This is a genomic window from Pseudomonas sp. NY15356 (assembly GCF_048068175.1).
GTDB lineage: Bacteria > Pseudomonadota > Gammaproteobacteria > Pseudomonadales > Pseudomonadaceae > Aquipseudomonas > Aquipseudomonas putida_K.
Genome location: NZ_JBLUPW010000008.1, coordinates 89535 through 112181, shown reverse-complemented (window position 1 = coordinate 112181; position 22647 = coordinate 89535). Strand labels below are relative to the sequence as shown.

General features: G+C 62.4%; 11 protein-coding genes, 4 tRNA genes and 1 pseudogene. 13 read left to right on the top strand and 3 right to left on the bottom strand.

The window, feature by feature from the left end; all coding sequences use genetic code 11:
• Positions 1–29: 29 nt before the first annotated feature.
• Positions 30–1202 (bottom strand): M91 family zinc metallopeptidase, encoded by a 1173-nt coding sequence (locus ACNFCI_RS08975; protein WP_368830196.1) that lies wholly within the window; start codon positions 1200–1202, stop codon positions 30–32.
• 303 nt (positions 1203–1505) lie between these two features.
• Between ACNFCI_RS08975 and alaS the strand changes: the two genes are divergently transcribed.
• The 7 genes from alaS to mgtE all read left to right on the top strand — a co-directional run bounded on the left by alaS (position 1506) and on the right by mgtE (position 8129).
• Positions 1506–4130: an alanine--tRNA ligase gene (alaS, locus tag ACNFCI_RS08970; protein ID WP_368830195.1), complete on the top strand. Its 2625-nt coding sequence runs from the start codon at positions 1506–1508 to the stop codon at positions 4128–4130.
• A gap of 81 nt (positions 4131–4211) precedes the next feature.
• Positions 4212–5447 (top strand): aspartate kinase, encoded by a 1236-nt coding sequence (locus ACNFCI_RS08965; protein WP_084858281.1) that lies wholly within the window; start codon positions 4212–4214, stop codon positions 5445–5447.
• A 167-nt stretch (positions 5448–5614) separates the two neighbouring features.
• On the top strand, positions 5615–5803 hold the full coding sequence (gene csrA, locus ACNFCI_RS08960; RefSeq protein ID WP_043209419.1) for a carbon storage regulator CsrA: 189 nt from the start codon (positions 5615–5617) through the stop codon (positions 5801–5803).
• A 72-nt stretch (positions 5804–5875) separates the two neighbouring features.
• Positions 5876–5966 (top strand) — tRNA-Ser (locus ACNFCI_RS08955).
• 107 nt (positions 5967–6073) lie between these two features.
• Positions 6074–6150: transfer RNA gene (locus ACNFCI_RS08950), tRNA-Arg, on the top strand.
• 74 nt (positions 6151–6224) lie between these two features.
• Positions 6225–6301 (top strand) — tRNA-Arg (locus tag ACNFCI_RS08945).
• A gap of 385 nt (positions 6302–6686) precedes the next feature.
• Positions 6687–8129, top strand: coding sequence for a magnesium transporter (gene mgtE / locus ACNFCI_RS08940; RefSeq protein WP_084858280.1), 1443 nt, complete (start codon positions 6687–6689; stop codon positions 8127–8129).
• Between the two features lie 96 nt (positions 8130–8225).
• Here mgtE and ACNFCI_RS08935 read toward each other — a convergent pair whose 3' ends face one another.
• Positions 8226–8552, bottom strand: a complete 327-nt coding sequence (locus tag ACNFCI_RS08935) for an Arc family DNA-binding protein (protein WP_003254499.1) — start codon at positions 8550–8552, stop codon at positions 8226–8228.
• A gap of 23 nt (positions 8553–8575) precedes the next feature.
• Positions 8576–8824 carry a hypothetical protein gene (locus tag ACNFCI_RS08930; protein WP_368830194.1) on the bottom strand — a complete coding sequence of 83 codons (249 nt, stop codon included), beginning with the start codon at positions 8822–8824 and terminating at the stop codon, positions 8576–8578.
• Positions 8825–8898: 74 nt separating this feature from the next.
• On the opposite strand from ACNFCI_RS08930, the gene phnN reads away from it, so the two are divergent.
• The 6 genes and pseudogenes from phnN to ACNFCI_RS08900 all read left to right on the top strand — a co-directional run bounded on the left by phnN (position 8899) and on the right by ACNFCI_RS08900 (position 22627).
• A complete protein-coding gene (phnN, locus tag ACNFCI_RS08925; protein ID WP_368830193.1) occupies positions 8899–9510 on the top strand; it encodes a phosphonate metabolism protein/1,5-bisphosphokinase (PRPP-forming) PhnN in 612 nt (203 codons plus the stop codon).
• A 175-nt stretch (positions 9511–9685) separates the two neighbouring features.
• A tRNA-Arg gene (locus tag ACNFCI_RS08920) sits at positions 9686–9760 on the top strand.
• 881 nt (positions 9761–10641) lie between these two features.
• Positions 10642–18018, top strand: a complete 7377-nt coding sequence (locus ACNFCI_RS08915; protein ID WP_368830192.1) for an Ig-like domain-containing protein — start codon at positions 10642–10644, stop codon at positions 18016–18018.
• Positions 18018–19286, top strand: a pseudogene (locus ACNFCI_RS08910) (TolC family protein); the annotation flags it as partial. The gene ACNFCI_RS08915 and the pseudogene ACNFCI_RS08910, both read left to right, overlap by 1 nt.
• On the top strand, positions 19282–21450 hold the full coding sequence (locus tag ACNFCI_RS08905; protein WP_368830191.1) for a type I secretion system permease/ATPase: 2169 nt from the start codon (positions 19282–19284) through the stop codon (positions 21448–21450). The pseudogene ACNFCI_RS08910 and the gene ACNFCI_RS08905, both read left to right, overlap by 5 nt.
• Positions 21440–22627 carry an HlyD family efflux transporter periplasmic adaptor subunit gene (locus tag ACNFCI_RS08900; protein WP_368830190.1) on the top strand — a complete coding sequence of 396 codons (1188 nt, stop codon included), beginning with the start codon at positions 21440–21442 and terminating at the stop codon, positions 22625–22627. Before ACNFCI_RS08905 ends, ACNFCI_RS08900 begins: the two co-directional genes overlap by 11 nt.
• Positions 22628–22647 lie beyond the last annotated feature (20 nt).

Genomic DNA, 22647 nt, shown 5'->3' with positions numbered 1-22647 from the left:
AAGCGCAACGCTTGCCATGCGCAGGTGCCTCAATAATGTGTGCGCAATGGGACGCCTAGTTCGAGCCTCAATGCATTTTCGTTGAAGGGCGCGGGATTCGTGTCGGTCGCCGGGGTTGCCGGGTTCTGGTCGAAGTCGAAAAAGAAGCCGGTCGGTAGGCCGATTGCTTGCAGGTGAGCCCTGTTGACCTGGATATCCCTGCGATCAAGGGTTCGTATGGTCGCTTCACCTGGCAGTGTCGTGGCATTGAAGGCGTTGTACGCCTCGCAAAGGCAGCGGTAGAAATCGAACAGCGGCAGGTTTTCACTTTGCGAGTGTTGCGGGTTGAATGCCAGGTCGCCCCTTTCGGCAGGAAAACCGGCTACCCATTCCAATCGGCTGTTCTGTCTGATGTGGTGGTCGACTTCGTTCGGGTCTGCTTCCTCTGGGGCGAACAGGGTCGTTCCTTGGGTTTCGGTAATCCTGATCCGGGACCTTTTGGCCAGCTCGATCAGTAGTCGTTGGCCACATTGCGTATGCCTGAGGAAGACCAGGTGGTTGCCCACGGCCTGCTTGAAGGTAGCGCGGCCTTCTATTTCGAATGTATCGTTGGCGAGCGTATCCAGAGGCGAGGGGAGCGGTTGTTCGAAGCGGGCATCATCGGCTCGGTTCCGGGCATACACGCCTTCGGTATGCGGGTCGTCTATCAGGATGTGGCCGTCAATGCGGCTTTTATCCGAACCGCTTTTCAGAAATGCCAGGCCCTGACCCACCGTGACCTGCACATCCCCTGCGCCGGTGAATACTTGCGTGATACCACCGCCGGTGGTGATCTGGCTGTTGCCCGTTCCGGTCCGGATGATCGTCGGCGTCTTCACATCGTCCCCCACGCGAATGACGGCCTTGCCATCGCTGGTCTTGATGATGAGGGTCTGTCTGGGTGTCGGTGCGAGGATGAATTGCTGGTTTTCGATAGTGGCGAAAAGGTGGCAATCGTAGGTCGAGATATCGATGCGTGCATCGGGCGCGCGGGTCTGGATGACCATGTGATGCTTGTGGGGGGCCTTGCTTTCGTCGAGCCACACTTGTTCCAGGTAGATGTCCAGCTTGTCGTCCCGGTATTCGAACAGTTGATGGATGGTCCTGCCCGGGGTCGACGTATCGGCCCATTGCTCGAAGCCACTGACTCTTCCTGAAATGAAATAGGAGGGATTGGGATGCATGCGCTTGCCTCGTTAAGGGGTGGACTGACGCAACGGGTGTTGCGTTGGCCAGCCTATGGGGCTGCTTGGGCATCGGAGTGGTAGCTATCTAATGCATGATGGTGCGAGGGGCGTTGGGCGGGGCGTTGTCGGCGGGCAATGAACCGTATAGCCTGCGAAGGGCTATTCGAATGACAATTTCACCCAGATTGGGCATCTCAACGTACAAACACACTGCATCCGCCGTTCAGGCTGGATATAATGGCGCCCTTTGCCGTCGTTTCGTCGATTCGACGTGTGGCCGCCGTTTCCGTGGAAGAACCTATGAAAAGCGCAGAAATCCGTGAAGCCTTCCTCCGCTTCTTCGAAGAGCAGGGACATACTCGCGTCGCCTCCAGCTCCCTGATTCCGGGCAATGACCCGACCCTGCTGTTTACCAATGCCGGCATGAACCAGTTCAAGGACTGCTTCCTCGGCCAGGAAAAGCGCGCCTACACCCGGGCTGTCAGCAGCCAGAAGTGCGTACGCGCCGGCGGCAAGCACAACGACCTGGAAAACGTCGGTTACACCGCGCGCCACCATACCTTCTTCGAAATGCTGGGTAACTTCAGCTTCGGCGACTATTTCAAGCGCGACGCCATTACCTTCGCCTGGACCTTCCTGACCTCCGAAAAGTGGCTGAACCTGCCGAAGGAAAAGCTTTGGGTCACCGTCTACGCCAGCGACGACGAAGCCTACGATATCTGGACCAAGGAAATCGGCGTGCCGGCCGAGCGCATGGTGCGCATCGGCGACAACAAAGGCGCCCCGTACGCGTCCGACAACTTCTGGACCATGGGCGACACCGGCCCCTGCGGCCCCTGCACCGAGATCTTCTACGATCACGGCGCGGACATCTGGGGCGGCCCACCCGGCTCGCCGGAGGAAGACGGCGACCGCTACATCGAGATCTGGAACAACGTCTTCATGCAGTTCAACCGTACCGCCGATGGCGTCCTGCACCCGCTGCCGGCGCCGTCGGTGGACACCGGCATGGGCCTGGAGCGCATCAGTGCGGTCATGCAGCACGTGCACTCGAACTACGAGATCGACCTGTTCCGCAACCTGCTGTCGGCTGCGGCCAAGGCCATCGGTTGCAGCAACGACGACCAACCTTCGCTGAAGGTCGTCGCCGACCACATCCGTTCCTGCGGTTTCCTGATCGCCGATGGCGTGCTGCCGTCCAACGAAGGCCGTGGCTACGTGCTGCGCCGCATCATCCGTCGCGCCTGCCGCCACGGTAACAAACTGGGCGCCAAGGGCAGCTTCTTCTACCAGATCGTCGCCGCCCTGGTGGCCGAGATGGGCGAGGCCTTCCCCGAGCTCAAGGCCCAGCAGGCGCACATCGAGCGCGTGCTCAAGACCGAGGAAGAGCAGTTCGCCAAGACCTTGGAGCAAGGCCTGCGCATCCTCGAGCAGGACCTGGCCCAGCTCAAGGGCGACGTGGTGCCGGGTGACGTGGTGTTCAAGCTGTACGACACCTACGGCTTCCCAATGGACCTGACCGCCGATATCGCCCGTGAGCGCGAGCTGACCATCGACGAAGGCGGCTTCGAGCGCGAGATGGAGGCCCAGCGCGAGCGCGCCCGTTCCGCCAGCGCCTTCGGCATGGACTACAACAGCCTGGTCAAGGTCGACGTCGCCACCGAGTTTCTCGGCTATGACGCCACCGAAGGCCAGGGCAAGATCGTTGCCCTGTACAAGGACGGCCAGGCCGTCGACCAGCTGGGTGAAGGCGAGCAGGGCGTGGTCGTGCTCGATCGCACACCGTTCTACGCCGAATCCGGTGGCCAGGTGGGTGACACCGGCTACCTGCAGGCTGGCGCTGCGCGCTTCGATGTGCGCGACACCACCAAGACCGGTGGTGCCTTCCTGCATCACGGTGTGGTTGCCAGCGGTGCTCTGGTCATCGGCTCGCCCGTCGAGGCCAAGGTCGATGCTGAGGTGCAGCACGCCACCTCGTTGAACCATTCCGCCACTCACCTGCTGCACGAAGCGCTGCGCCAGGTACTGGGCGAGCACGTCCAGCAGAAAGGCTCGCTGGTCGACAGCCAGCGCCTGCGTTTCGACTTCAGCCACTTCGAGGCGGTGAAACCGGAGCAGATCAAGGCCCTGGAAGACATCGTCAATCGCGAAGTGCGCAAGAACACTGCGGTGGAAACCGAACTGACCGACATCGAGACCGCCAAGGCCAAGGGTGCCATGGCGCTGTTCGGCGAGAAGTACGGCGATACCGTGCGTGTGCTGAGCATGGGTGGCGATTTCTCGGTGGAGCTGTGCGGTGGCATCCATGCCAAGCGCACCGGCGATATCAGCGTGTTCAAGATCATCAGCGAAGGCGGCGTGGCTTCTGGTGTGCGCCGTATCGAAGCGGTTACCGGGGCTGCGGCGCTGGCCTACCTGAACGCTGCCGAAGAGCAGGTCAAGGAAGCCGCGCAGCTGGTCAAGGGTAATCGCGACAACCTGATCGACAAGCTGTCGGCTGTGCTCGAGCGCAACCGTCAGCTGGAAAAGCAGCTCGAGCAGCTGCAGGCCAAGGCCGCCAGCGCCGCAGGGGATGATCTCTCCAACGCGGCCGTTGAGGTCAAGGGTGCCAAGGTTCTTGCCGCACGCCTGGATGGTCAGGATGGCAAGGCCCTGTTGGCCCTGGTCGATCAGCTGAAGAACAAGCTCGGCCACGCAGTGATCCTGCTGGGCAGCGAGCATGAGGGCAAGGTCGTGCTGGTGGCCGGTGTGACCAAGGACCTCTCCGGCCAACTCAAGGCTGGCGATCTGATGAAGCAAGCCGCTGCTGCGGTAGGTGGCAAGGGCGGTGGTCGCCCGGACATGGCCCAGGGTGGTGGCGTCGACGTCGCTGCGTTGGACAAGGCCCTGGCCCTGGCCGTGCCGTTCGCCGAGCAGGGACTTTGAGATGAAGGGGCAGCGGTCTAGTCGCTGCCCTTTCATGTTGGATGGTTTTTTGGGGCCCTTGAGGGCTGAGGCACCTTTGAAATGGCGTTGATCGTACAGAAATTTGGCGGTACCTCTGTCGGTTCCATCGAGCGGATCGAGCAGGTTGCCGACAAGGTCAAGAAATTCCGCGAGCAAGGCACCGACTTGGTGGTGGTGCTGTCGGCCATGAGCGGAGAAACCAATCGCCTGATCGACCTGGCCAAGCAGATCACCGACCAGCCGGTTCCTCGCGAGCTGGATGTGATCGTCTCGACCGGCGAGCAGGTGACCATCGCCTTGCTGGCCATGGCCCTGATCAAGCGTGGCGTGCCGGCGGTGTCCTACACCGGCAACCAGGTGCGGATTCTCACCGACAGCGCGCACAACAAGGCGCGTATCCTGCAGATCGATGACCAGAAGATCCGTGCCGACCTCAAGGCCGGCCGGGTGGTCGTGGTGGCGGGCTTCCAGGGTGTCGACGAGCACGGCAATATCACCACCCTCGGTCGTGGTGGCTCCGACACTACCGGTGTGGCACTGGCGGCGGCGCTCAAGGCCGACGAATGCCAGATCTACACCGATGTCGATGGCGTCTACACCACCGACCCGCGAGTAGTGCCCCAGGCCCAGCGCCTGGAGAAGATCACCTTCGAGGAAATGCTGGAAATGGCCAGCCTCGGCTCCAAGGTGCTGCAGATCCGCTCGGTGGAGTTCGCCGGCAAGTACAACGTTCCGCTGCGCGTGCTGCACAGCTTCAAGGAGGGTCCGGGTACCCTCATTACCATTGATGAAGAGGAATCCATGGAACAGCCGATCATTTCCGGTATCGCCTTCAACCGTGATGAGGCCAAGCTGACCATTCGCGGCGTGCCGGATACCCCGGGCGTTGCCTTCAAGATCCTCGGCCCGATCAGCGCGGCGAACATCGAAGTCGACATGATCGTGCAGAACGTCTCGCACGATAACACCACCGACTTCACCTTCACCGTGCACCGCAACGAGTACGAGAAGGCGCACAGCGTGCTGGAAAACACCGCGCGCGAGATCGGTGCCCGTGAAGTGATCGGCGACACCAACATCGCCAAGGTTTCCATCGTCGGTGTCGGCATGCGCTCCCACGCGGGCGTGGCCAGCCGCATGTTCGAAGCCCTGGCCAAGGAGAGCATCAACATCCAGATGATCTCCACCTCCGAGATCAAGGTTTCGGTGGTCATCGAGGAGAAGTACCTGGAGCTGGCCGTTCGCGCGCTGCACACCGCGTTCGAACTCGACGCTCCTGCCCGACAGGGCGAGTAACTCGCTGCCTGGAGGGGCGCGGCTTGCCGCGCCCTTCGCGTTTCTGGCCGCTGCGCAGGCGCCTGTCCTGCCTCGTGCGGTGGCTTATCCGGGCTTGGTGCCATGTATGGCCCGGCCCAGCCAACTACAGACTGTTGTCCCTGATTGAATTGCTTGAGGAGAAAGCTATGTTGATTCTGACTCGTCGGTGCGCCGAGAGCCTGATCATTGGTGACGGCGAGATCACCGTCACGGTCCTGGGTGTGAAAGGCAACCAGGTGCGTATCGGCGTGAGTGCGCCCAAGGAAGTGGCCGTTCACCGCGAAGAAATCTATCTGCGGATCAAGAAAGAGAAGGACGAAGAACCAACCCTTTAATTTTTCTCGATTTTTTTTCAAAAAAGGGTTTGCAAACGGGGAAGGGTCTGGTTATTATACGCCCCGTGTTGCGGTGAGGTGGCCGAGTGGCCGAAGGCGCTCCCCTGCTAAGGGAGTATACCTCATAAGGGTATCGGGGGTTCGAATCCCCCCTTCACCGCCATTTTTCGTGTAGGGCGCTGTAATTGGCCGAATCACTTAAGTCGTTGAAAATAAACGAAAAAGTGCTTGGCAAAACGATTCAGCGAACTATAATGCGCGGCAAGACACGGACTCATAGCTCAGCTGGATAGAGTACTCGGCTACGAACCGAGCGGTCGGAGGTTCGAATCCTCCTGAGTCCGCCATTTAATGAGGCGGTTTTGTTGAGCAAGGCAGCTTCATCAACCAGTGGTAACCTGGTCTAAAAAATACCACCTACGGACTCATAGCTCAGCTGGATAGAGTACTCGGCTACGAACCGAGCGGTCGGAGGTTCGAATCCTCCTGAGTCCGCCACACCCAAAAGCCCGCTCATTGAGCGGGCTTTTTCTTTTCTGCCGTTTCACTGATTTGTCAGTGATGTCGAACTAAGCTCAGCGGTGATGGTTGCATGCGCCGCCAGGCATCCTGCATGAAGCGATGTGTTTTTTCGCGCCGTGCCGCCGTCGCACTGATGGCTTCGAGCGTTGTCATAGCTTTAACGCGCAAACGATTGTTCTGGCCAAAATTTTAAGCGATCTGACAGCTGATGCAGTGTATGATTGCGCCCGTCAGCCCCGCCGGGGCTTGTGGAATACCACCATGGACTTACCCAGTAGTTACTCGATAACACGATTTGCCAAGCTAGATCTGACCGATTGATTCTCCCGGCGTGCTCCGCTGCTGGGAGTGGAGTTCGCCTATGACCGAAGTCGAAGTAAAAAAAGCCCAAGAGAGCCTGCAGGATCGCCTGGCCCAGGTAATCGAACTGTTGCAGCGCCAACGGGTGGTCGAGGACCTGACCCATCGTCAGGAAGGTCACCATCACGACCTGGTGGAAAACCTTGTCCACCGCCAGAACCTGGTCGAGCTGCAGCGTAAGCTCGACGATCTGCACCCTGCCGACATCGCCTATATCCTTGAAGCCCTGCCGTTGGACGACCGCCTGACGGTCTGGCAGCTGGTGCGTTCCGAGCGCGACGGCGATATCCTGCTGGAAGTGTCCGACGCCGTTCGCCAGACGCTGATCGCCGACATGGACGATCACGAACTGCTCGCCGCCGCCAAGGAAATGGATGCCGACGAGCTGGCTGACCTGGCACCGGAACTGCCGCGAGACGTCATCCATGAGCTGATGGAAAGCCTCGATGCCCAGCAGCGCGAGCGAGTCCGTTCGGCCCTGAGCTACGACGAAGAGCAGGTCGGTGCGCTGATGGACTTCGAGATGGTGACTATCCGTGAGGACGTCAGCCTGGAAGTGGTATTGCGTTATCTGCGGCGGCTCAAGGAGCTGCCTGGCCACACCGACAAGCTGTTCGTGGTCGACTACGACGGTATCCTCAAGGGCGTATTGCCCATCAAGCGTCTGCTGGTCAACGACCCCGAGAAGAAAGTCGCCGAGGTCATGGCCAACGACCCGGTCACTTTCCACCCCGAGGAAGATGCCTACGATGCTGCCCAGGCGTTCGAGCGCTATGACCTGGTTTCCGCGCCGGTGGTCGACAAGAGCGATCGCCTGATCGGCCGTTTGACCATCGATGAGATGGTCGACCTGATTCGCGAGGAGAGTGAGAGCGAAGTGCTCAACATGGCAGGCTTGCGCGAGGAAGAGGACATCTTCGCCTCGGTCTGGCGTTCGCTGCGCAACCGTTGGGCCTGGCTGGCCATCAACCTGATCACTGCCTTCGTGGCGTCCCGGGTGATCGGCCTGTTCGAAGGCTCCATCGAGAAACTGGTCGCCCTGGCGGCGTTGATGCCGATCGTGGCGGGTATTGGTGGCAACTCGGGTAACCAGACCATCACCATGATCGTCCGCGCCATGGCCCTGGACCAAGTATCGCCCGGCAATACCAGCCGCCTGATGCGCAAGGAATTGGCGGTGTCGTTGCTCAATGGTCTGATTTGGGGTGGGGTGATCGGCGCCGTGGCCTTCTGGTTGTATGGCAGTTGGTCGCTGGGCCTGGTAATGACCGCCGCGATGACCCTGAACCTGCTGTTGGCCGCGTTGATGGGGGTGTTGATTCCGATGACGCTGACGCGTCTGGGGCGCGACCCGGCGATGGGGTCGAGTGTGATGATCACCGCCGTGACCGACAGCGGTGGTTTCTTCATCTTCCTGGGGTTGGCTACGCTGTTCCTGCTCTAACCGGCGGTCTCCTGTATGGAGCGGCACAAAGCCGTTCCAGAATGTTTCGGCACAAAAAAAGCCAGCATCAGCTGGCTTTTTTTTGTGGTGCAGGCCTCAGGAAGCGTCTGCGGCCATTTCCACGTCGTGGGCGATCAGGGCAACCAGCGCGTTCTGCTGGCGGTGGGAGAGTTGGCGGAAGCGTTGCAGCAGCTCCCGCTCGTGCAGGCTCAGCTCAGGGCTGTCCAGGCGCATGCTGAGCTCGTCGCCCAATGCACCTTCCTGGATAAGGCTTTGCTCCAGGCGTGCAATGATCTCGGAGTTCATGCTGCGATGGTGGTTGCGCGCTACCTCGGCAATGCGCTCACGCATTCCGTCTGGCAGGCGGACGACGAACTTGTCAGCGGTGCGGCTTGAATAGATAGCCTGTTTCATTGGGCGCATATACATTGACCGGTTTTTCTGGTTCAGGGGAAGCGGTTCTCAAATTGGCCGCACGGTGGTGGTGGTACGACCGTGGCGACATCAAAATGTTCAACCGGGATCTCATTTAGGTGCTCATCTTGCCCTAAGGCCGGCGTTTCCTTGGCGTCAATTCTGTGACAAATAGTGATCTGAATAAAGGCTTTTTGCCAGTACCAATTATCAGAAATGAGCACTGGTTGGAAAAGTTTTGCCTTTTTCGCCTCACCACGCTGTCCGCTGATTGCCGTCAAAAGCTGTTAAAAATCAGCAAAGGCCATGGAAAATCCCTAAAATACGCAGGTTCCCTCACTTGAGCATAGTGGCTATGCGACATGACGCAAGCGGCACGCTTCACACGGCAGGTCGCCTGATATTTCTGATTGGACCTTCCGGATCAGGAAAAGATTCCCTGATCGATGCAGCGCGAGCGCAATTGCTGGCCCACGGCATCGAAATCGCCAGGCGCGTGATTACGCGTTCGGCCGAATCCAAGGGGGAGGCGGCTCACGGAGTGAGCCTTGAGCAGTTCGAGGCAATGCGCGAGGCGGGCGCGTTTGCGATGCATTGGCAGGCCAATGCGCTGCAGTACGGTATCCCTGCGCAAGTCGATGAATGGTTGGCGGCCGGTCGCCATGTGCTGGTGAATGGTTCTCGCGGTTACCTGCCCGAGGCGCGACGACGTTATCCCGGCCTGCTGGCGATTCGGCTGGACGTCGCGCCGCAGGTATTGAGGCTGCGCCTGCTTGCCAGAGGGCGAGAAACAGTCGAGGAGATCGAGCAGCGGCTCGAGCGCAATGCACGGTTGCAGCGTCACGACGCACCGGATGTGCATGTGTTGGATAATTCGCTTTCGCTGACCACTACCGTGGGCGCATTGCTTGAACTCCTGGCCGACGAGGGGGTGATCGCCAGGGCTGCCCACGTACCGGGTGGTTAGCGGTGGCGCGATGAGCCCTGGAAATGCCGAAAAGGATTACAGGTAAAACATGGATTGAGGCATGACAAACGGTCGGTCGCTGGTTAAGATGCTCGCCGTCTCGCATGCAGCCCTGCCTGCGAGGCGTCACATCAAGCTCCCACGCACGGCATGTCCAGTGGGAATCGCACTATCCGTCCTCGTAGTTTAATGGATAGAACGGGGCCCTCCTAAGGCCTTGGTGCAGGTTCGATTCCTGCCGGGGACGCCATCTTCGTTGTTTTACGTCTGGCTAGTTTCCAATTCATATCGGCATGCCCGTTTATGTGTACCGTTAGCGGGAGTCGTAAATATCCCTTGCTATCGCGTGCGTTTATTTAGGTCGAAAAGTCGCCCGTCCCTGGGCATTGTTTGAATACCATCTTTTTAAAAGCCTGAGCAAGTCGGTTTTCTAATGTGCCCTTCGATGGGTCGTTAAAATGCGAGCCACGTCGCAATCGTTCCGTTCGTGAAACGGACTGTTCCTTTTCGGTGGTGTGCGACCACCTTCCTGATTAATTCTTAAGTTAGTTATACCGTTCCGATTAACGCCAAGCGAGTGTCGCTTTCGCTTGCCACTTGTGCTTTGCCGCCTTCAGGCTGCAGAGGGCTCACTGTTCGCGTTGATCGAACACAAAGGTTTTTCACATAGGCCCTTGACGTTTTATCCCGCATGCACTTTCTTATGCGGTATGGAAGTGTGAAGTGAAGGCTGGATATATATAGAAGCGATTAGTCCTATATATAACTGGCTCTATTCGGCTTTCGGCAGGAGGGAAGGGGCGATTGAGTACTGGTGGTGTCGGAAACTATTGATCTTTTTTTAATTACTCAAGGCGTGCGGGTCCTGGCAGGCCATTCTTTTTTCGCCTGCACGTGATTCGTTGTGTGGTCTGGTTTTATATACAAGCGACTGTTTGAACGTTTCAGTGCGGGGCGTCAGTGTGTCCGGCTGCCGGAAGTTTGGTTGGTTCGGGTGCCGATTCGTCAGAGGATTTCCGCAACGGGCACAGGATAAAAGCTTATTCCCGGTGCGGTCTTTCCCGCTTGAGGGTTCGCAATGGATGCCGATTGGCCCTTTGCCAAGTCGCGTCAATACAAGGAGAAGTTTGAATGTCGATTCAAGCGAAAGTGATTGCTTCCACCCAACCCTCTCACACCCTCGCGGATGCTCCGGCAGTTGCGGTGGACGGCCAGCTCACCCTCACCCAGAGCAGTAATGTTGCACTCGGGCTTTCACCGGACGCGGTAGCCGAATACTCCCGTCAAGGTCCCGATCTTGTGGTGCATCTGAAAAATGGCGAAACCGTGCGTATCGCCAACTTCTATGCCGAAGGCCAGGCACCCAGCGAATTGTTCCTGGTGGGCGAGGACGACAAGCTGGTGGCGGTCGACCTTGCCGCCGCAGAAACCGACGGAGTCGTCGCGGCCACCTATGTGCCCCAGGACGGTATGGCTGGTTTTGAGTCCTTGACGGCAGCCTCCGGCGTCGCCGGCGTCTCCGGCGGGGCACTGCTCGCCAGCGTGGCTATCGTTGGCGGCGGTATCGCTCTTGCCAGTAACGGCGGGGGTGGCGGCGGTGGCAGCGACGGTGGTTCCACACCAGACACAGTCGCGCCCGGCCGACCGACGATCAACCCCAGCAACGGCTCGAGCTTCAGCGGCACCGCAGAACCGAACAGCACGGTGATTCTCACCGACGGCAACGGCAACCCCATCGGCCAGACCACTGCCGATGCCAATGGCAACTGGACCTTCAAACCCGGTACACCGCTGCCGGATGGTACGGTGGTCAATGTGGTGGCCCAGGACGCCGCCGGTAACACCAGCCCAGGCGCAACGATCACCGTCGATGCCGTCGCCCCTGACGCGCCGGTGGTCAACCCAACCAATGGCAGCACCATCAGCGGCACCGCTGAGCCAGGCAGCACCGTGATCATCACCGATGGCAACGGCAACCCCATCGGAGAAACCACCACCGACGGCAACGGCAACTGGACCTACACTCCGACCACACCGCTGCCGGACGGCACCGTGGTCAATGTGGTGACCAAAGACCCGGCTGGCAACACCAGCGGGCAGGGCAGCGTCACCGTCGATGCCGTTGCGCCTGACGCGCCGGTGGTCAACCCAACCAACGGCAGCACCCTGAGCGGTACCGCCGAGCCGGGCAGCACGGTGACCCTGACCGATGGCAACGGCAACCCGATTGGCCAGGTCACCGCCGACGGCAGTGGCAATTGGTCGTTCACGCCGAGCACGCCATTGCCGAACGGCACCGTGGTCAACGCCACCGCCACCGACCCGTCGGGCAACTCCAGCGCGCCAGCCAGCACCACTGTGGATGGCGTCGCGCCAGCGACTCCGACCGTGAACCTGAGCAACGGCAGCAGCCTGAGCGGCACTGCGGAGCCGGGCAGCAAGGTGATCATCACCGACGGCAGCGGCAACCCTATCGGCGAAACCACGGCCGACGGCAGCGGCAACTGGACCTATACCCCGACCACGCCGCTGCCCAATGGAACGGCCGTCAATGTGGTGGCCCAGGACGCTGCAGGCAACACCAGCCCAGCAGCTGCTGTCACCGTTGACTCCAGCGCACCGGCCGCGCCCGTGGTCAACCCAACCAATGGCACTACCTTGAGCGGTACCGCCGAGCCGGGCAGCACCGTGACCCTGACCGATGGCAATGGCAATCCGATTGGCCAAGCCACCGCCGATGGCAGCGGCAACTGGTCGTTCACGCCGAGCACGCCGTTGCCCAACGGCTCCGTAGTCAACGCCACCGCCACCGACCCGACGGGCAACACCAGCGGGCAGGGCAGCGTCACCGTCGATGCCGTGGCTCCAAGCGCACCAGTGCTCAATCCCAGCAACGGCACCACCTTGAGCGGCACCGCCGAGCCGGGCAGCACCGTGACCCTCACCGACGGCAACGGCAATCCGATTGGCCAAGCCACTGCCGATGGCAGCGGCAACTGGTCGTTCACACCAGGCACTGCGCTGCCTGACGGCACCGTGGTCAACGCCACCGCCACCGACCCGTCGGGCAACTCCAGCGCGCCGGCCAGCACCACCGTGGATGCCGTCGCGCCGGCAGCGCCGGTGGTCAACCCTACTAATGGCAACGTGATCAACGGGACCGCCGAGCCTGACAGCACCGTGACCCTGACCGATGGCAACGGCAACCCCATTGGCGAGGTGACTGCCGATGGCAGCGGTAATTGGACGTTCACCCCGGCCACGCAATTGCCGAACGGCACCGTGGTGAATGCCACGGCTACCGATGCGGCCGGCAACACCGGCCCGCAAGGCACGACTACCGTGGACAGTTCGCTGCCATCGATCCCGCAGGTCGACCCGAGCAATGGTTCGGTGATCAGTGGTACCGCCGATGCGGGCAACACCATCATCATCACCGACGGCAACGGCAACCCGGTCGGCCAAGTCACCGCCGATGGCAGTGGCAATTGGTCGTTCACGCCAGGCGCTCCGCTGCCCGATGGCACTGTCATCAACGTGGTGGCCCGTAACCCCGCCAACATCGACAGCGCCCCGGCCGTCATCACCGTCGATGGCGTGGCGCCTGACGCACCGGTCGTCGAGCCGAGCAATGGCGTGGATATCACCGGTACTGCCGAAGCCGGCGCAACCATCCTGCTCACCGACGGCAACGGCAATCCGATCGGCCAGACCACGGCCGATGGCAGCGGTAACTGGTCGTTCACCCCAGGCACTCCGCTGGCCAACGGCACCGTGATCAATGCCGTGGCCCAGGACCCTGCCGGTAACAGCAGCGGCCCAAGCTCCGTCACCGTGGACAGCGTTGCTCCGGCCGCACCCGTGGTCAACCCAACCAACGGTGCTACCTTGAGCGGTACCGCTGAACCAGGCAGCACCGTGACCCTGACCGATGGCAACGGTAACCCCATCGGCGAAACAACCGCTGATGGCAGCGGCAACTGGTCGTTCACACCAGCCACCGCGCTGCCGAACGGCACCGTGGTCAATGCCACGGCCACCGACCCGACCGGCAACACCGGCCCGCAAGGTTCCACCACGGTGGACTCGGTCGCGCCTGCGGCGCCTGTAGTCAGCCCGACCAATGGCGTCCTGGTCAGCGGTACCGCGGAACCGAACAGCACCATCACCCTGACTGATGGTACCGGCAACCCGATCGGCCAGGTTACCGCCGATGGCGCCGGCAACTGGAGCTACACGCCGGCCACTGCGCTGCCCAATGGTACGGTGGTCAATGCCACGGCCACCGATGCTGCCGGCAACGTCAGTGGCCCAGGCACCACGACCGTGGACACCTCGGTACCGAACGTTCCCCAGGTCGACGCCAGCAATGGCGCGATGATCAGCGGTACGGCCGATGCGGGTAACCTGATCATCATCCGCGACGGCAATGGCAACCCGATCGGCCAGACCACCGCCGACGGCAGCGGCAACTGGACGTTCACCCCGACCACCGCGCTGCCCGATGGCACGGTCGTCAATGTCGTGGCGCGCAATCCGGGCAACAATATCGACAGTGCCCCGGCCAGCATCACCGTGGACGCCGTGGCGCCCGACGCGCCGGTCATCGAGCCGAGCAATGGTGTAGAGCTCAGCGGTACCGCCGAACCTGGCGCCACCGTGCTGCTTCTGGACACCAATGGCGACCCGATCGGCCAGGCGACCGCTGACGGCAGCGGCAATTGGTCGTTCACCCCGGCGACGCCGTTGCCTCATGGCACGGTGGTCGAAGCCGTGGCCTTGGACGAGGCGGGCAACACCAGCTCACCAGCCGCCGTCACGGTCGATGCCGTGGCACCGGCCGCGCCAGTGGTCAATCCAAGCAATGGCAGCACCATCAGCGGCACCGCCGAGCCTGGCAGCACCGTGACCCTGAGCGACGGCAATGGCAACCCGATTGGCGAGGCCACCGCCGATGGCAGCGGCAATTGGACCTTCACGCCGGCCATCGCCTTGCCTGATGGCACCGTGATCAACGCCACCGCAACGGACCCGGCCGGCAACACTGGCCCGCAGGGCTCGGCTACCGTGGATGCAATCGCGCCAGCCGCGCCTACCGTCAACCTGTCCAAGGGCGACGCCCTCACCGGTACTGCCGAGCCGAACAGCAAGGTCATCCTCACCGACGGCAACGGTGACCCGATTGGTGAAGCCACGGCCGATGGCGCTGGCAACTGGAGCTTCACCCCGACGTCGCCGATCCCCAATGGCACTGTCGTCAATGTGGTGGCCCAGGACGCTGCCGGCAACGACAGCCCGCCGGCGACCGTGACCGTGGACGCCAGCGCGCCACCTGCGCCAGTGATCAATCCGAGCAATGGCACGACCATCAGCGGTACCGCTGAAGCTGGCGCCACCGTGACCTTGACCGATGGTGGCGGCAATCCGATCGGCCAGGTCACTGCCGATGGCAGTGGCAATTGGTCGTACACTCCTGGCAGCCCGTTGCCAAACGGCACCGTCATCGTGGCCACTGCGACCGACCCGACCGGTAACACTGGGCCGCAAGCAGCAACGACCGTGGACGCGGTAGCGCCGGCAGCCCCGGTAATCGCACCAAGCAATGGCACGACACTCAGCGGTACTGCTGAAGCCGGAGCCAAGGTCATTCTCACCGATGGCAATGGAAACCCTATCGGTGAAACCACGGCCGATGGCAGCGGCAACTGGTCGTTCACGCCGAGCACCCCGTTGCCCAACGGCACCGTAGTCAATGCCGTAGCCCAAGACCCGGCCGGCAACACCGGCCCACAAGGCAGCACCACGGTGGATGCTGTCGCACCGACAGCGCCAGTGGTCAATGCCAGCAACGGCAACGTGGTCAACGGCACCGCCGAACCGAACAGCAGCATCACCCTGACCGATGGCAACGGTAATCCGATTGGCCAAACCACCACCGACGGCAGCGGCAACTGGAGTTTCACGCCGGGTACGCAGCTGCCCAATGGCACCGTGGTCAACGTCACGGCTACCGATGCGGCAGGCAATGTAAGCGTTCCAAGTACCACCACGGTCGATACTTCGCTGCCGTCGATTCCGCAGGTCGATCCGAGCAATGGCTCGGTGATCAGCGGTACCGCCGATGCGGGCAACACCATCATCATCACCGACGGCAATGGCAACCCGATCGGCCAGGTCACCGCCGATGGCAGCGGCAACTGGTCGTTCACCCCCGGCACACCGCTGCCGGACGGCACGGTAGTCAACGTCGTAGCCCGCAACCCCGGCAACGTCGACAGTGCCCCGGCCGTGATTACCGTGGACGGTGTGGCGCCTAACGCGCCGGTCGTCGACCCGAGCAATGGCACGGAGATCAGCGGCACCGCCGAAGCCGGTGCCACTGTCATCCTCACTGACGGCGGCGGCAACCCGATCGGCCAGACCACCGCCGATGGCAACGGCGACTGGAGCTTCACACCCACCACGCCGCTGGCCAACGGCACCGTGATCAATGCCGTGGCCCAGGACCCGGCCGGCAACACCAGCGGCCCGACCAGCGTCACGGTCGATACCGTGGCGCCGCCTACGCCGATCATCAACCCGACCAATGGTGTGATCATCAGCGGTACCGCCGAAGCCGGCGCGACGGTGATCCTCACCGACGGCAATGGCAACCCGATTGGCGAGGCGACCGCCGATGGCAGCGGCAACTGGAGCTTCACCCCTGGCACGCCGCTGCCCAACGGCACCGTGGTCAATGCCATGGCCGAAGACGCCGCGGGCAACACCAGCGGCCCGGCCAGCACCACCGTCGATTCAGTGGCTCCGCCCGCACCACTGCTGAGCATCAATGCCGACGGCACGCTGTTGACCGGCACCGCCGAGCCCAACAGTCAGGTGCGCATCGTGGTCAACGGCGACACTGCCAACCCGATCACAGTGAACGTCGATGGCAATGGCGACTTCAGCTGGTCGCCCACCTCTCCGCTGATCACCGGTGAGCTGCTCTCGGCCGTTACCGTGGATGCCGCTGGCAATGTCAGTGGCCCGGCCACGATCACTGCACCGGACCTGGCACCGCCGACCATCACCGTGCCAGAGGCTGCCGACACCTGGATCAATGCCGCCGAAATCGGCGACGGCATCCAGGTCGATATGGCCCTGCGCCCGACCATGCAGGCCGGGCAAGTGGTCACCGTCACGTTCGCCGGGCAGAACGGTTATGAGGCCTCGGTCGACTATACCCTTACCGCAGGCGACATCCAGGCTGGCAATGTCACCGTGACCCTGACGCCACCCGGCGGCCAGGGGCCGTTCCCGGAAGGGGCCTCGACCGTCACGGCCGAGGTCGGTGGTAATGCATCGACACCGGTGGCATTCACCATCGACACCGTGCCGCCAGCCACCCCGGTGTTGTCGCTGGTAGGCAACATCCTGACCATTTCCGCGGAGCCGGGTACTGAGCTGACGATCACCGTGGACGTGGGAGGAGTGACCGCAACCGCTACTGCCACCGCTGACAACAGCGGCTTGGCATCGCTGAACCTGCTGACCGACCTGGACATCGACTTCAGCTGGGACCAGCTGCTCAACGCGCAGGTCTCGGTGGTCGGCCGCGACCCGGCCGGCAACCCGAGCAACGTAGCCACCATCGGCGTGGGTACCAGCATCGAGCAGCCGGTGACCATCGGCAACTTCGGCCTGGACGTTAGCTTGAACCCACTGGACTTGCGCCTCGGGATCAGCGGCACCACTGAGCCGAACTCGAGTGTACTGGTGCGGGTAGGCGCGCTCGGGGCAGAAGTGACATTGACGCCGATCCAGGCCAACGCCAACGGGGACTTCAACGTGAATCTGCTCAATGTCCTGCCTCAGTTGGGCATAGATATCACCGATATCCTTACCGGCAATACGTTGCTTGCCGTCAACCTCGTGGCTACCGACGCCAACGGCAACGATAGTGCTGCCTATGGCGTCACGGTGGGCGGTAACGGTATCACTTTGGGATTGGGTGATATCAACGTGAATGGCACTGCCGGAGATGATGTTCTGTCCGGTGCCGACGGCAGTTCCGAACACATCAACGGTGGGGCAGGCCACGACTTGATCTTCAACGTGGGCAGCGGTGACCAGGTCCAAGGCGGTGACGGCAACGACACCCTCCAGGTCACGGCGAACAACTTCGTCAGCATCGATGGTGGCGCCGGGTTCGACACGCTGTTGCTCGCCAACGGCATCGACCTGGACTACAACGGCGCAGGCGTCGGCACGCTCAGCAACATCGAGCGCATCGACCTGGGCAAGGGCGACAGCGGCAGTGTGCTGACCCTGACGGCGGCGGAGGTCGATGTCATCACCGATGCCAACAACACGTTGCAGATCACCGGTGAAAACAACGACACCCTGAACGTGGTGGGAGCGGTCAATACCGGCACCACCCAGTTGATCGACGGTGTGACCTACGACGTCTACACGTTCGGTAGCACGACCCTGTTGATCGAGGACAACACCGTTCAGGTCGTGGTCTGATGAAACGAGCCGCGCAGTCCCGCAAGGGGCGGCAGATGGTGAAAGGAGTCGTCTGGCTCCTTTCACTCGGCCTGCCGGTGTTGACGTCGGCCATGTCCCTCGACCAGGCGGTACGGTCGGGGCTGGCCATTCACCCGGACGTGCGTTCGGCCATCGCCGAGGCCGAACGCGCCGGCACCGAGGTGAAGATTGCCAAGGGAGGCTATTACCCGGCCCTGTCGATGTCCGGCGGGCCACAGGAATTCGATTTCGGTGAGGTCGTGTACGACGTCACCGTGTCCCAGATGCTCTACGACTGGGGCCGCGTGGGCAGCAAAGTCGATGGTGCCAGTGCCACCGAGCGCAAGCAGTTGGAGGCGGTGCGGGTAGCCCAGGACGATGCGGCCCTGGACATCATCGAGACCTACCTGGACGTATTGGCCGCCACTCAACGGGTGGAAGCCGTGCGCCAGCATATCCAGCGCCTGGACGGCGTCCGCCAGATGACCCAGGACCGTGGCGGCGACGGCTATGCCGATCGCAGCGAACTGGATCGCGCCAACCTGGAGCTGGCCCGGGCCCAGGAGCAGTTGTCGCTGGAAAAGGGCACCCTGCAGGACGCCCGCAACCAGTACGACATCCTGGTCGGGCAACCCCCAGCGGACCTGGAGGAGCCGCAACCGATGTCCATGCAGCGGTACCTGGCTGCCAGCGACCTGAAGCAGGTCATCCGCGACTCGCCCTTGCAGCGCAAGGCCGTCGAGGACGCCAATGTGGCCGAGGCCCAAGTGCGTGAGGCCAAGGCCTCGCTTTTACCACAACTGAACCTGGAGGCATCGGCCTTGCGCCGTGAGGTGGGTGGGCATCTGGAAAACGACTCGGTGGTATCCCTGCGCTTGCGCATGGACACCTTCCAAGGGCTTTCCAACTTCCAGCGCCCGACCGCGGCGCAGCAGCGCCTGGAGTCGGCGCGCTGGACCGCCGATGCCATGCAACGCGATATCCGCAGGCAGTTGCAGACCTTGTTCGACACAGGCGAGACCCTGCGCTGGCGTGAGCAATCGCTCAGCCAGCAGGTGACGGAAGCGGAGCAGGTCGCGGGGTTGTACCGCGAGCAGTTCGAGGTCGGTCGGCGCGACGTGATCGACCTGCTCAACGTGCAGCGCGAGCGCTTCGAGGCCGAACGCCAATTGATCAACCTGCATTTCGAACAGAAGCGAGTCGAGTATCGGGCCGCCGCCCAGGTCGGTTGGCTGGGCCCATTAGTGGAGGGGCGTTTGAATCATGGACATCGATACCAGCCAAGCGAAGGTCGTGACGTTGCCGGTGGACAACCATCAGGACCCGTTGCGTCAGGGATTGCTACTGCTGTGCCGGCAACTCGGTCGTCCACTCGGTGATGCCGAACTGGTCGATGGCATTGCCCTGGAACAGGGGCAGTTGCCCCTGAACAAGGTGGTACGGGCGCTGCGCCGTGCCGACATCGTTGCCCAGGTGGTCGAGCAGCCCCTGCGACAAATGGACGATTACCTGCTCCCGGCGCTGCTGCTGCTGAACAACGGCCAGACCGTGCTACTGGTGGGGGTGGAAGACGAGCATGCACGGGTGCTGGTGCCGCAAAGCAATGGCGGCGCCGAGCGCATGGCCCTGGCTGAGCTCGAGGCGCTGTACAGCGGTACGGTGGTCTTCGCCAAGTGTCGGTTCCGCCCTGACGGTCGCATCGGCGACTACGCCAAGGCGCCGGGTGAGCACTGGTTCTTCGGCCCGCTGCGACGGCTGTGGCGCTCCTACACCGAGGTGGCGTTCGCCGCCTTTGCGGCCAACCTGCTGGCCATCGCCTCGGCGTTGTTCGCCATGCAGGTGTACGACCGGGTGGTCCCCAACGGCGCCTTCGACACCTTGTGGATCCTGGCCAGTGGCGTGATGGCGGCGATCGTCCTGGACGGCGTGTTGCGGATCCTGCGCGGGCACCTGTTGACGGTGCTGGGCAAGCGCCTGGACCTGCAATTGTCGACCCTGCTGTTCTCACGCGTGCTGAGTACACGCCTGGCGGCCAAGCCGGCCTCGATGGGCGCGTTCAGTACCCAGGTGCGCGAGTTCGAATCGGTGCGTGAGTTCTTCACCTCCTCCAGCGCTGCGTTGATCAGCGACATTCCCTTCGTGGCGATCTTCCTGTTGATCATCGCCCTGGTGGGTGGGCATGTGGTCTGGATGCCGCTGGTGGCCTGCGTGTTGATGGTGTTGCCGGGGCTGTTGACCCAACGCGTGCTCGGCTCGCTGTCGCGGCAGAACCTGCGTGAGGGGGCAATGAAAAACGGTGTGCTGCTGGAGGCTTTCGAGCACCTGGAAACCGTCAAGGCCACCCGTGCCGAAGGGCGTTGCCTGCACCAGTGGGAGACCCTGACCGGCGAGCTGTCGACCACAGCCCTGCGGACCCAGGCCCTGGTCAGCGTCTTGAGCTACACCTCGAGCATCATCCAGCAGCTGTGCTACGTGGGCGTGGTGGTGTTCGGTGTGTACCGGATCAACGACGGGGCGATGACGGTCGGTGCCTTGGTTGCCTGCTCGATCCTGGCCTCCCGGGCGATTGCGCCATTGTCCCAGGTGGCTGGCATCCTGGGCCGTTGGCAGCACACCAAGGTGGCCATGGAAGGCCTGGACCAGTTGATGTCAGCGGACCAGGAGCGCCCCAGCGGGCAACGCTTCGTGCACAAGGAACGCCTGGCCGGGCACTACCAGCTCGAAGGCGTGCGCCTGGCCCATGGCGACAGCCCTCCGGTGGTGAATGTACAGGCGCTGACCATCAAGGCCGGCGAGCGCGTGGCCTTGCTCGGTGGCAACGGCGCGGGCAAATCGTCGCTGTTGCGCCTGCTCAGCGGGTTGACCAGCCCGCAAGCGGGGCGCCTGTTGCTCGACGATGTGAGCCTCGGGCAGATCGACCCGGCCGACCGTCAACGCGGTATCGGCTACCTGCCCCAGGATGTGGCGCTGTTCCACGGTACATTGCGCGATAACCTCAACCTGGCCAATGCCGCACTGCCTGACGAAGACCTGCTGGAGGCCCTGGACGGCGTCGGGCTTGGCCCGTTCGTGCGGGGCCATGCCCTGGGGCTGGACATGCCGATCCACGGCAATGCCAGCCTTTCGGGTGGTCAGCGCCAGGCCGTAGGGTTGGCCCGGGTGCTGCTGCAGGACCCTTCGATCGTGTTGCTCGACGAGCCGACCGCGGCCTTCGACCAGGCCAGCGAACTGCAGGTGGTCAACTACCTGCAGCGCTGGCTGGGCAGCCGCACGCTGATCCTGACCACCCACAAGAAAAGCATGCTGGCCCTGGTGGACCGTGCCGTGGTGCTGCGCCAGGGGCAGGTCGTGATGGACGGCGCCGTGCAACAGGTGGTGCAAGGCAACCAGGTCCAGGTCTCACCGGTCGAGGAGCGTGCCCATGGGCGTTGAAACGAAGAACCTGCCGTTGCGCAGGCAGCTGGAAGACCCCTTGCTGGCCACCACCCACCCGACCTACAGGCCGCTGTTGTGGACGCTGCTGGGTACGCTGGTGCTGTTCATCGCCTGGGCGGCCTGGGCTGAGCTGGACGAGGTGACCCGGGGCGATGGTCGCGTGGTGCCGTTCAGCCGCATCCAGAAGATCCAGAGCCTCGAAGGGGGCATCCTCGACCGCCTGCTGGTCAACGAAGGCGATCTGGTTGAGATAGGGCAGCCGGTGGTGCAGCTGGATGAAACGCACTTCCTGACCAACTACCAGGAATCGGCCAACCAGTCCCAGGTCCTGCGTGCGGCGATCGCCCGCCTGGACGCCGAGGTGCTGGGCAAGGACCGCATCGAGTTCCCCAGCGACATCGACGGCAAGAGCCCGTTGGCACGTTCGGAGCAGGAGCTGTTTGCCTCGCGCCGGGCCAAGTTGCACGAAGGCACCCGTGCCGTGCAACAGCAGATCGGCCTGGCCCAGCGCCAACTGAACCTGGTCCGCCCGTTGGTGGAAAAGCGCGCAGTCAGCCAGATGGAGGCGCTCAAGCTCAGCCAGGACATCGCCACCTTGACCGGTAAGCTCACCGAGCTCAAGAACACCTACTTCCAGGAGGCCTACACCGAACGCGCCGACAAGAAGGCCCAGCTGGCCCAAGTGGAGCCGATCGTGCAGCAGCGGCATGACCAGTTGCGCCGCACGCAGATCCTGTCGCCGGTGCGGGGGAGGGTGAACACGGTCCTGATCAATACCCGTGGCGGTGTGATCAAGCCGGGAGACCCGATCATGGAGATCATCCCGGTAGAGGATCGGTTGCTCGTCGAGGCCAAGATCAAACCCCGGGATGTCGCCTTCCTGGTGCCAGGCATGGAAGCCAAGGTGAAGATCACTGCCTACGACTACAGCATCTACGGCGACCTCAGCGGCACCTTGGAGCAGATCAGCGCCGACACCATCGAGGAGGACACGCCCCATGGCAAGGAGTCGTTCTACCAGGTGCTGATCCGCACCGATGGCAGCCAGTTGACCCGCGGTTCGCAGGTGTTGCCGATCATCCCGGGGATGGTTGCCGAAGTGGACATCCTCAGTGGCAAGCGGACCGTGCTCAACTACCTGTTGCGGCCGTTGATCAAGGCGCGGTTGTACTGACCTGTGAGATCGAGCGCCAC

Excerpts from the sequence above, each read along its gene's own strand:
- ACNFCI_RS08965 (WP_084858281.1), top strand. The coding sequence starts at position 4,212 with ATGGCGTTGATCGTACAGAAATTTGGCGGTACCTCTGTCGGTTCCATC.
- ACNFCI_RS08975 (WP_368830196.1), bottom strand. The coding sequence starts at position 1,202 with ATGCATCCCAATCCCTCCTATTTCATTTCAGGAAGAGTCAGTGGCTTC.
- ACNFCI_RS08905 (WP_368830191.1), top strand. The coding sequence starts at position 19,282 with ATGGACATCGATACCAGCCAAGCGAAGGTCGTGACGTTGCCGGTGGAC.
- csrA (WP_043209419.1), top strand. The coding sequence starts at position 5,615 with ATGTTGATTCTGACTCGTCGGTGCGCCGAGAGCCTGATCATTGGTGAC.
- ACNFCI_RS08935 (WP_003254499.1), bottom strand. The coding sequence starts at position 8,552 with ATGCGCCCAATGAAACAGGCTATCTATTCAAGCCGCACCGCTGACAAG.
- phnN (WP_368830193.1), top strand. The coding sequence starts at position 8,899 with ATGCGACATGACGCAAGCGGCACGCTTCACACGGCAGGTCGCCTGATA.
- ACNFCI_RS08915 (WP_368830192.1), top strand. The coding sequence starts at position 10,642 with ATGTCGATTCAAGCGAAAGTGATTGCTTCCACCCAACCCTCTCACACC.
- mgtE (WP_084858280.1), top strand. The coding sequence starts at position 6,687 with ATGACCGAAGTCGAAGTAAAAAAAGCCCAAGAGAGCCTGCAGGATCGC.
- alaS (WP_368830195.1), top strand. The coding sequence starts at position 1,506 with ATGAAAAGCGCAGAAATCCGTGAAGCCTTCCTCCGCTTCTTCGAAGAG.
- ACNFCI_RS08900 (WP_368830190.1), top strand. The coding sequence starts at position 21,440 with ATGGGCGTTGAAACGAAGAACCTGCCGTTGCGCAGGCAGCTGGAAGAC.